The 7,658-nt window shown below is 63.4% G+C and carries 10 protein-coding genes and 1 pseudogene; 6 read left to right on the forward strand and 5 right to left on the reverse strand.

What is annotated here, in order from left to right; genetic code table 11:
* Nucleotides 1–283: 283 nt before the first annotated feature.
* The 3 genes and pseudogenes from M3498_05695 to M3498_05705 all read left to right on the forward strand — a co-directional run bounded on the left by M3498_05695 (nucleotide 284) and on the right by M3498_05705 (nucleotide 2,284).
* A pseudogene (locus tag M3498_05695) lies at nucleotides 284–537 on the forward strand (type II toxin-antitoxin system HicA family toxin).
* Nucleotides 534–872 carry a type II toxin-antitoxin system HicB family antitoxin gene (locus tag M3498_05700; protein ID MDQ3458778.1) on the forward strand — a complete coding sequence of 113 codons (339 nt, stop codon included), beginning with the start codon at nucleotides 534–536 and terminating at the stop codon, nucleotides 870–872. Before M3498_05695 ends, M3498_05700 begins: the two are co-directional and overlap by 4 nt.
* Nucleotides 873–1,057: 185 nt before the next feature.
* The gene (locus tag M3498_05705; GenBank protein ID MDQ3458779.1) at nucleotides 1,058–2,284 is read left to right on the forward strand and encodes a LuxR C-terminal-related transcriptional regulator; all 1,227 of its coding nucleotides are present in this window, start codon (nucleotides 1,058–1,060) and stop codon (nucleotides 2,282–2,284) included.
* Between the two features lie 282 nt (nucleotides 2,285–2,566).
* Here M3498_05705 and M3498_05710 read toward each other — a convergent pair whose 3' ends face one another.
* Nucleotides 2,567–2,800: a phosphatase PAP2 family protein gene (locus M3498_05710; protein ID MDQ3458780.1), complete on the reverse strand. Its 234-nt coding sequence runs from the start codon at nucleotides 2,798–2,800 to the stop codon at nucleotides 2,567–2,569.
* 175 nt (nucleotides 2,801–2,975) lie between these two features.
* Between M3498_05710 and M3498_05715 the strand changes: the two genes are divergently transcribed.
* The 3 genes from M3498_05715 (at nucleotide 2,976) to M3498_05725 (ending at nucleotide 5,701) form a co-directional block, all read left to right on the forward strand.
* Nucleotides 2,976–3,761: a phosphatase PAP2 family protein gene (locus M3498_05715; GenBank protein MDQ3458781.1), complete on the forward strand. Its 786-nt coding sequence runs from the start codon at nucleotides 2,976–2,978 to the stop codon at nucleotides 3,759–3,761.
* 232 nt (nucleotides 3,762–3,993) lie between these two features.
* Nucleotides 3,994–4,257 (forward strand): PIG-L family deacetylase, encoded by a 264-nt coding sequence (locus M3498_05720; GenBank protein MDQ3458782.1) that lies wholly within the window; start codon nucleotides 3,994–3,996, stop codon nucleotides 4,255–4,257.
* 400 nt (nucleotides 4,258–4,657) lie between these two features.
* The gene (locus tag M3498_05725) at nucleotides 4,658–5,701 is read left to right on the forward strand and encodes a fatty acid desaturase (GenBank protein ID MDQ3458783.1); all 1,044 of its coding nucleotides are present in this window, start codon (nucleotides 4,658–4,660) and stop codon (nucleotides 5,699–5,701) included.
* A 93-nt stretch (nucleotides 5,702–5,794) separates the two neighbouring features.
* On the opposite strand, the gene M3498_05730 is transcribed toward M3498_05725, so the two are convergent.
* The 4 genes from M3498_05730 to M3498_05745 all read right to left on the reverse strand — a co-directional run.
* Complete coding sequence (locus M3498_05730) at nucleotides 5,795–6,154, reverse strand: aminotransferase class V-fold PLP-dependent enzyme (GenBank protein MDQ3458784.1); 360 nt, start codon at nucleotides 6,152–6,154, stop codon at nucleotides 5,795–5,797.
* A 107-nt stretch (nucleotides 6,155–6,261) separates the two neighbouring features.
* Complete coding sequence (locus M3498_05735) at nucleotides 6,262–6,771, reverse strand: trehalose-6-phosphate synthase (GenBank protein MDQ3458785.1); 510 nt, start codon at nucleotides 6,769–6,771, stop codon at nucleotides 6,262–6,264.
* Nucleotides 6,752–6,970: an ester cyclase gene (locus M3498_05740; protein MDQ3458786.1), complete on the reverse strand. Its 219-nt coding sequence runs from the start codon at nucleotides 6,968–6,970 to the stop codon at nucleotides 6,752–6,754. Before M3498_05740 ends, M3498_05735 begins: the two co-directional genes overlap by 20 nt.
* A 49-nt stretch (nucleotides 6,971–7,019) precedes the next feature.
* Nucleotides 7,020–7,658: LuxR C-terminal-related transcriptional regulator (locus M3498_05745; GenBank protein MDQ3458787.1), on the reverse strand; the 639-nt coding region annotated here is incomplete at its 5' end.

Consider the following 7,658-nt stretch of genomic DNA (forward strand, 5'->3'; position numbering starts at 1 on the left):
GTCATCGCCTGGTAGGCGTCGGCGGCGGCGAGGAGGCGCGCGCCGAGCGGTAACGTCGTCCATGGGCTCCTTTTTGTGCCTCAATTCCTATCCTCGCATGTACCCGCGCCAACCGCTGCGGAAAACCGTCTTTGTCAAATTGGCCTCTATTTGTAGAGGCGGTGACGAGGCAGAAACGCGGCCATGTGGTCGATATCGGGTTCACTCACCCACCGCTTCCCTTCGTGAGAGGCTGATAGCCCGCCATGCCCACAAGTGCCATCATATTGTGCTATCATCAACCATGAGGGCCAAGCACCGCAGGACGCTTCAAAGCATCTTCCGCAAGCCCACCAAAACGATATCTTATTCAGCGACATCGAAGCACTTTTTGAGGCGCTGGGCGGCGCGGTGGAAGAGGGCAGGGGCTGGCGGGTGCGGCTCGTCTTGGCTGAAGCGCGCTTGCACATGCACCGGCCCCATCCGGGCAAAGACGCCAAGAAATACCAAGTCGAAGAAGTTCGCCAGTGGTTGACGGAAAGGGACATCAAGCCATGAAAAACGTGATGAGCTATCGAGGCTATCTTGCCCGCATCGAATTCGACCCGCGTGACAACATCTTCTGGGGCAAAGTGCTGGGAATCACGGACAGCATCACCTTTGAAGGCGAGGCGGTGGCGACGCTGGAAAAAGACTTCCATGCGGCGATAGACGACTACCTCGAGGATTGCGAGGCGCGTGGCGTGAGTCCGGACAGACCGGCATCGGGCAAGATGATGTTGCGTGTTCCTCCCGAAGTCCACGCGGCGGCCAGCCTCGCAGCCGAGGCCGTCGGCAAGAGTCTCAACCAGTGGGCAAGTGATGTGCTCGAGCGCGCGGCCAGGCCAAAATGAACTTGACGTAAAGGATTGCTGCTTGGGCTTGCAAGATCGTCATGACCATTTGTTGCTCTCCTTTCTTATCGGTTGAACGCTTGTAGGATCGCGCCGCGCACGATGCTCCGAGTGGCGGGGAACCAACCTCTTTCGAGGGGCAGGGAGCACAACAGGGCATCGCCGAGACGCTCGACCTGCTCGGCATGGGACACGGCCTCTACGGCGATATGGTGAGCGCGGCCCGCTACTTTGACCAGGCCGTCCCCCTCTTTCGCTCCCTGGCCGAGCGCCGGGGGCTGGCCTCGAGCCTCATCTCCCGCGCGGTCTGGCGGAGCCCGTTGTTTACCGAGACGACCACCAGCGCTCTCGGAAGCCTCGAGGCGTGCGCGCACGACTTGGCTGAGGCGCGGGAGCTAGCGCACGAGATCGGCTGGCTGGCGGGGGAAGCCTACGCCGAGTTCGCCGCCCCTCAGGTGCACGGCGCCTTCGGCGAGTTGGGCGCGGCGCTTGAGCACGCCGAGCGGGCGCTCGCTGCCGATATCAGCCACAACCAGTGGATGACGGCTGCGTATTGTACGTTGGGACAGTGCTACCTGCTGGCGTTCGAGCCCGACTTGGGGAGGCAGGCGCTGGAGGCAGGGCTCGCGTTGGCGCGGCCCCTCGGCTCGGCGTTTTGGACGGGGGTAGCCACCGCCGCCCTCGCGCGCTCCTATCTGCTCGAGCACGACCTAGCCCACGCCGAGGCGGTGCTGGGGGCGGCGCCGCTCGGTGACGAGGGGCCGCGCAACGTCCAGGAGCGGCAGCTCGCCTGGACGCGGGGCGAACTCGCCTTGGCCCAGGGCAAACCCGACCTAGCGCTAAGCGTTGCGGAAGGGCTGCTCGCCTCGGCACCGGGACGTCGTGGGACGCAGCCTATCCCGGCCCTCTTGAAGCTAAAGGGTGAGGCGCTCACGCTACTGGGGCGGCTGGACGAGGCAGAGCAGGTACTGGAGGACGCCAAGCGCGGCGCACTCGAGCGAGGGATGCTGCCCTACCTGTGGCGCATCCAACTCGGCCTCGGCCATGTGCAGCGCCGCCTCGGCCGCCACGCGAGCGCGGCCCGGGAGGTCTCGGCGGCGCGGGAGGTCATCGGCGGACTTGCCGGCAGCCTCGGCGAGGGGGCGCTGCGCGAAGGGTTCCTGCGCGCCGCTCGAGCCATTCTGCCCAAGGAAAAGCCCCAGACGCTCGGCGGCCTGACGGGGCGCGAGCTCGAGGTAGCGGCGCTGGTCGCGCAGGGGCGGAGCAACCGCGAGATCGCCTTGGCGCTGTCGGTTGGCGAGCGGACCGTCGAGAGCCACGTCGGCAACATCTTGAACAAGCTGGGCTTCAACTCCCGCGTGCAGATCGCCGCCTGGGCCGCCCAACAGGGCCTGACCAAAAACCTCGAGTAGCCTTGGTTGTCGCTGCCCTTCGTATGGTCTCCGTAGGGGATATACCCCATACTCTATTCAAGGCACGTTGCAGGGCACAAGCTGCTTCGCTTGAAACAGGTGTCGACAAGGGGGACGGAGGACATTTGGGCCGTGACCAAAGAGCTGTTGACGGCTCTCAACAGCCAAGGCCATAAATGACGGTGAACCGGAAAGAGGCGCGAGCCGCAAGCCTGGGTGAGTTGTAGGCTCAGCGAGGAAGGAGGGTCTCGAGCGCGTCCAAGCTATCGGCCTTCATCACCGTCATGAAGAGCTGCGACCGAGCTCGAGCCCGGCCGCGGCGTCGCTCGGGTACTGCACCCCGGCCAGGACGTGGGCGTTGGCGGCTTCCTCGGCCAAGGCGGCAAACCGTTCCTGACGCTCGGGGAAGAAATGGCTGAGCACCACTTCGGCAGCCCCCGCGGCGACGGCGTGTTCTGAGGGATAGGAAGGGCTCGCGGGGGTGCTCAGGAGCGTCTCTAGACTGGGCTCGAGCAAGGACGTGAAGAAGGGCTCGAGCGGGGCCTACGTCACAGCATCATCAACGTCTTAAATGCCCGTTTCAGTCCCGATACAGCCTTCCAGGAGCGGTTCTCACGCTACCTCGAGAGCCAACACGGGCTCGAAACACTCGACCGGCTCTTCATGACGCGGGCTGGTCGTGGAGCGGGCCATGACAGATAATGCCGATGCGGTGTGGAGCGGGACAAGATCCACCGGGCCCGGCATCTTTGCGCTGGACTCGCTGGGTGACGAGACGGTCGGCGCTTGGAAACCTTGGCTGCTCACCTCGGGGGACGAGGTCCGTCCACCGCCGCCGCCTGCGCCCGACTCCGCGCAGCGCGCCGCCGAAATTGCCGAGGTGCGCGACTACCAACGCGACGCCAACCCCTTTATGGAGCTGTTCTTCTGGCCCGAGGACCCCGACGGTCGCCCTGAACCGGGTTCAGCCCCCGTTATGAGCAGTCAGGTCGCCTTTTACTACGCGCCCTTCAACCACCTGATGTGGCTGCCTGAACTCGAGCAGAAGCTCTTCGAGTACCGCTTAGACAGCAACCCACCGCGCGCCGCGCGTGCCTACGCGCTCGCCAGCGTCGCCTTTTATGACGCCACCGTGGCGGTGTGGGATGGCCGCTTTGCCTACTGGGTGGCGCGTCCTGCCGAGTGGGACCCAGCCATTACCAGCGTGCTCACCACCTACCCCAACCCCGAGCCCCCATCGGGCCACACCGGCATCGCCACGGCAACCAGCGAGGTGCTCGCCTACTTGTTCCCTCGTGACGCGCACTACTTCCGCTCGAGAGCCGTGGAACTCGGTGAGTCGCGCATCTGGGCGGGGATTCACTTCCGCAGTGCCGTTGAGGCTGGCGCTGAACTGGGCCGGAAGGTAGCCGCCAAGGTCGTCGCTTGGGCCGAGCAGGACGGGAGCAGCGCCGCTATGCAAGGGGCGGCGCGCTGAGCTGTCGCCGTGAACACGTCCACCATGCACGCTGCGCCACCGGGTTTGTCACCCTGAACGGTGCCATGGGGGTGTAGGCCAAGGGTTGGTGAGCGGCATATCACCACCATGTCGTTGGGCGGGGCCGAGGGTCCTGCCCAACGACACGCAGACCTGGAACATCAGCTTTCCGTTTACCGCGGGAGGAAACAGGAGGACGCTATGAAAGCTCGAAAGACAACAGGAGGCTGTCATGGCTGAAGCGCTGAGACTCATGGCCGTTCTTGCCCACCCCGACGACGAGTCTATGGGAACCGGTGGCACGCTCGCTACGTACGCCGCCGAGGGGGTAGAGACCTATCTGCTTACCGCCACCCGCGGTGAGAAGGGCTGGAAAGGGAAAAAAGAGGATTACCCCGGAGCTAAAGCGCTGGGGCAGCTCCGCGAAGGGGAGCTGCAGGCCGCCGCGAGGGAACGGGGCCGGTATTTGCGGATATTTTCGCAGGACTGTGCTTGATGCCCGGCGTCTCGCTGCTGGACCCGGCACCCAAGAGAAGCAGGCTCTCATCTTAGCCCTCATCTTGGCAGGGTATGCTTTGCCTGGTTATGACCGAGACAGGTGGACATGCCTCCTTTGTCCCGTGGTATGCTAGGCATGTCCACGACGCCTCATCTACACCTCATCCACGTGGACTCCAAAGAGGAAAGCCTGAAATGACCATCCTGAAAAGGGGTCTCTCACAAAGGGGTCTCTCACAAGCTGTGTGCACTCGAGCCACCCGCTCCACGTTGGAAAAACCAGCCTCTTCTGGTTGGACCACAGTAGGTTCTGGTTGGACCGACCACAGTAGGGCCCCGGTCCTTGTGGCCGCCCTCGAGCCTTATCGAGCCCCAGGACCCCAGGAAAGGAAAAGCCTATGACGAAAAAGACGCTCGCCCCCAGTGACGAGTATGCGGGCTGGCAAAGCGTGGTTCGCCAATACCAACAGCCCGACCTCCGCAAGGGCGTGTGGCAGGTGGTCAACTCCTTTGGAGGACTGGCCCTGGGCTTGACCCTGATGTACCTGAGTCTGAACCTCGGTTACTGGCTGACTCTGTTGCTGGCGGTCCCGACGGCCGGCTTTCTCGTGCGGATCTTCGTGATCCAGCACGACTGCGGCCACGGCTCGTTTTTCAAATCCCGTCGCGCCAACGACCTGATAGGCGCGGTAAGCGGCTTGTTCACCTTCGTTCCTTACCAGGTATGGCGGAAAAGGCACGCCATCCACCACGCGCATCACGCGGAACTCGAGGAACGGGGCATCGGCGATGTGTGGACCATGACGGTCAACGAGTACCAGCGGGCTTCCTGGTGGAAGCGCGCCTCCTACCGTGTCTTTCGCAATCCCCTCTTTCTTTTTGTGCTCACTCCTGCTATCAACTTCGTCATCTTGCAGCGCCTGCCGCTGGGGGTTCAGGCAAGCTGGCGCACCGGCGAGAGGGCTTCGGTCTGGTGGACGAACCTGGCTATCGCCTGCCTGCTGCTGGTCGCTAGCGCCCTCGTCGGCTTTGGCGCGGTGATCATGGTCGGGCTGCCGGTGATGGTTATCGCCGCCAGTGTAGGCACCTGGCTCTTTTATGTCCAACATCAGTTTGAAAAGACCTACTGGGAGCACACCCCCGAGTGGGATTACACGCTCGCCGCCATGCATGGTAGCTCCTACTACAAACTGCCGCGCCTCTTGCAGTGGTTCACGGGCAATATCGGCTTTCACCATGTTCATCACCTGAGCCCGCGCATTCCCAACTACAACCTGCAAAGGTGCCATGACGAAAACCTGGTGCTGCAAGGCGTCGTCAAGCTCACCTTGGCGAGCAGTCTGAAAACGGTGTCGCTGGCACTATGGGATGAGGAGCAGCGCCGGCTTGTCACCTTTCGTGAGGCGCGCCGAGCGAGACGGGAGGCCGTGGTCAGCTCTTAGGCCCGTCGCCACGCCGTGGGTTTAGGTCATGCCCGCCGGGCGGCTGGGTCGGTGCTCCGCGGCCACCCCAACATACCTGACAGGTTCCACCGTTCAGGCCGTGACGAGGCGGCTGGCGAGGACGGCCTGTTCAAAGTGCTCGGCGGCTTCGTCGAGCATGGCTTCGTCCAGGCCGCGACCCAGACTCAAGCGGACGCTCGCCTTGGCGCGTGCGCGGCTCAGCCCCATAGCCAGAAGCACGTGGCTGGGCTCTATCGTGCCCGCCGCGCAGGCCGAGCCCGCGCTGGCATAGACGCCCCGGCGATCCAGGTTCATGAGCAGGGCCTCGCCGTCGGCGCCTTCGACGCTCACATGAACATGTTTGGAACAGCGAGGCGCCCCCGCCGCGGTGAGGATTACGCCCGGCAGCGCGAGCAGGCGGGCCTCGAGGCGGCGATACCCGCAGCGGAACACGGCGTGGATGGAAGGAAAGCTTAGGGACCGCTCGCAGCGTGAAGTGTCCGGGGTATTGCTATAGAAGCTATAGGGCCAACACCCGACGGCAAAGTGTTAGCGCGGACCTATGCTGGCTCCATCGAACCCACCGCAACGGGGGCTCGAGGAAAGGGGTTGAGCAAGAGGCATGTGACTATACCAGGGAAGGCATTTTGATAGCCTCCGCGGATGAGCTGTGGCACCAGCATAAGCTGATAGTCCTGAATCCAGATGAGGTCTCTTTTGTGGTGCGCCTCAAGCGCCCGCCTTGCGAACTTCTGGTTGACCGCAGCGTAGCCCCTGAAGAACTCGGGCCGGTGTTCCATGGGGGCCATGAAGTAGTGACAAAGCGGCCAGAGCACGCGGTTCGAGAAGCCGTAGTAGGACATCAGTTCCTGCTTGCTGAGGTAAAGCCGTTGTACCGAGAAGCGCGGGTTGTTCTCGGGATAACCGAGCTCGGGCAACTCGTCGGCCTTTTTCTCTGCCCAGGCCACCCAAGTGCCGCCCTCTTTCTCGAGAACGGGTAAGAGGGCGGTGGTTAAGCCCCCCACCGAGGGCAGCCAGCGGCCGCCATCTTCACGTAACCTGCTTGCCATTAGGGATGATGCTACCCATAAAAGTTCCCTTGTGGGTACCGCTAACAGTGACGCGAGCAACAACTTTGTCGCCTTCAGCGATCATATCTTCAAGAGTGACCTGCAAATCGGGGAAGGCCGTGGCAAGCATGGCAACGAATTGTTTGAAGCCCTCGAGGCCATAGCTGGCAGGACTTGCGTGTTCAAGAAGGATGAGCATAAAACCCAGCCAAGCGGGTGCCATCGGGCGTTTACCCTATGGCGAACGATCAGCGTACCAGGTCGTGCTGCATGGCGAACATGGCCGCTCCCGCGCGGGTCGAGACGCCGATCTTGTGGTAGATGTGCTGCACGTGGTGGCCGGCCGTTTTGGGCGAGATGGCCAGCTCTTTAGCCACCTGCTTGGTTGAGGCGCCGCGGCTGAGAAGCAAAAGGACCTCGACCTCGCGGTCGCTCAAACCCGCCGGCCAGCTCCGGCGTCGGCTGGTTTGGGCCTGTCCGGCGGCAGAGAGCACCGCCTGGACGGCCTCGCCATCAAGGCGGCCACGCTTCACTTCCCTCAGGAGTTCTTCGGCAACCCCATCAGTAGAGAATGCCTTGCGGTAAGGTCGTTCGTGGGTCATGGCCTGATAGCTGTCAGCCGCCGCCAGAATGCGGGCCGCCATCGGCACGGTTGCCGCCGTCGCTTGCCGATGGTAGCCGGAGCCGTCTAAGCGCTCGTGGTGCATCCCCGCTAAGGGCGCGAGCGGCGCCAGCAGCGGTGAAGAGGAGAGGATGCGCTCGCTATGGTAAGGATGCAGCCGGACCTGCTCCCATTCGCTCTTGGTGAGCGGGCCAGCTTTTTCCCAGGTGCCGTTGGCGACACCCACCCGGCCGAGGTCGTGCAAGAAGGCGGCACGGCGCACGGC

The sequence above is a fragment of the Deinococcota bacterium genome (assembly GCA_030858465.1).
In the GTDB taxonomy this organism is placed as follows: Bacteria; Deinococcota; Deinococci; order Deinococcales; family Trueperaceae; genus JALZLY01.

What these genes read in the sequence shown, in the direction of transcription:
- M3498_05700 (MDQ3458778.1), top strand. Translation starts at nt 534, where the DNA reads ATGAAAAACGTGATGAGCTATCGAGGCTATCTTGCCCGCATCGAATTC.
- M3498_05705 (MDQ3458779.1), top strand. Translation starts at nt 1,058, where the DNA reads ATGGGACACGGCCTCTACGGCGATATGGTGAGCGCGGCCCGCTACTTT.
- M3498_05715 (MDQ3458781.1), top strand. Translation starts at nt 2,976, where the DNA reads ATGACAGATAATGCCGATGCGGTGTGGAGCGGGACAAGATCCACCGGG.
- M3498_05720 (MDQ3458782.1), top strand. Translation starts at nt 3,994, where the DNA reads ATGGCTGAAGCGCTGAGACTCATGGCCGTTCTTGCCCACCCCGACGAC.
- M3498_05725 (MDQ3458783.1), top strand. Translation starts at nt 4,658, where the DNA reads ATGACGAAAAAGACGCTCGCCCCCAGTGACGAGTATGCGGGCTGGCAA.
- M3498_05735 (MDQ3458785.1), bottom strand. Translation starts at nt 6,771, where the DNA reads ATGGCAAGCAGGTTACGTGAAGATGGCGGCCGCTGGCTGCCCTCGGTG.
- M3498_05740 (MDQ3458786.1), bottom strand. Translation starts at nt 6,970, where the DNA reads ATGCTCATCCTTCTTGAACACGCAAGTCCTGCCAGCTATGGCCTCGAG.